The sequence below is a fragment of the Acinetobacter sp. YH12254 genome (genome assembly GCF_013417415.1).
Classification (GTDB): Bacteria; Pseudomonadota; Gammaproteobacteria; order Pseudomonadales; family Moraxellaceae; genus Acinetobacter; species Acinetobacter pseudolwoffii.
In genome coordinates this window covers 1-1,180 of the sequence record NZ_VPEB01000054.1, presented here as the reverse complement: position 1 = coordinate 1,180, position 1,180 = coordinate 1, and the positions used below count along the sequence as shown (strand labels likewise).

At 35.8% G+C, this 1,180-nt stretch carries 1 protein-coding gene; it reads right to left on the bottom strand.

The annotated features are described in order from the left end of the window. Positions 1-18: 18 nt before the first annotated feature. A protein-coding gene (locus tag FTV29_RS14990; RefSeq protein WP_085940648.1) for an IS4-like element ISAba1 family transposase occupies positions 19-1,109 on the bottom strand; the annotation gives its coding sequence in 2 pieces (ribosomal slippage) (positions 19-569 and positions 569-1,109; 1,092 coding nt in all). Between the last annotated feature and the right edge of the window lie 71 nt (positions 1,110-1,180).

Here is a 1,180-nt window from a genome sequence, read left to right as displayed (position 1 = left end):
CTCTGTACACGACAAATTTCACAGAACCCTTATCCTATCAGGATTCTGCTTTCTTAAAATTGCCAAAATTTCCTTAAACTCTTCTTTTTTCCCAAAACCAATTAAACGCTGAATCGCCATTTGAACATAGTCTAAACCATAGCGAAATAAACTCATTGAGAGTCGTCCATGCTTCTTTATTTTTATCGCTTTTTTTTGATTATGTTGCCATTCACCCGTTAAGTAACACCAACAGAAGCTTATAGCTAACACCGCAATCAATTTTTTCACTCGTCTAGGGTCTGTCAAGCGCGTATTTTCAAGATTAAACCCGCGTCCTTTGAGACAACTGAATAAGGTTTCAATTTCCCAGCGTAATGCATAATCCTGAATAGCATTGGCATTAAACTGAGGAGAAACGACGAGTAAAAGCTCTCCATTTTCTAACTGTAGTGCACTTATATATAGTTTCACCCGACCAACCAAAATCCGTCGTTTACGACATTCAATTTGACCAACTTTAAGATGGCGAAATAAATCACTAATTTTATGATTCTTTCCTAAATGATTGGTGACAATGAAGTTTTTTTAACACGAATGCAGAAGTTGATGTCTTGTTCAATTAACCATGTAAACCACTGCTCACCGATAAACTCTCTGTCTGCGAACACATTCACAATACGGTCTTTACCAAAAATGGCTATAAAGCGTTGAATCAAAGCAATACGCTCTTTCGTATCTGAATTTCCACGTTTATTAAGCAATGTCCAAAGGATAGGTATCGCTATTCCACGATAAACGATTGCGAGCATCAGGATATTAATATTTCGTTTTCCCCATTTCCAATTGGTTCTATCTAAAGTCAGTTGCACTTGGTCGAATGAAAACATATTGAAAATCAACTGAGAAATTTGACGATAATCAAAATACTGACCTGCAAAGAAGCGCTGCATACGTCGATAAAATGATTGTGGTAAACACTTGATGGGCAAGGCTTTAGATGCAGAAGAAAGATTACATGTTTGCTTTAAAATAATCACAAGCATGATGAGCGCAAAGCACTTTAAATGTGACTTGTTCCATTTTAGAGATTTGTTTAAGATAAGATATAACTCATTGAGATGTGTCATAGTATTCGTCGTTAGAAAACAATTATTGTGACATTATTTCAATGAGTTATCTATTTTTGTCGTGTACAGAG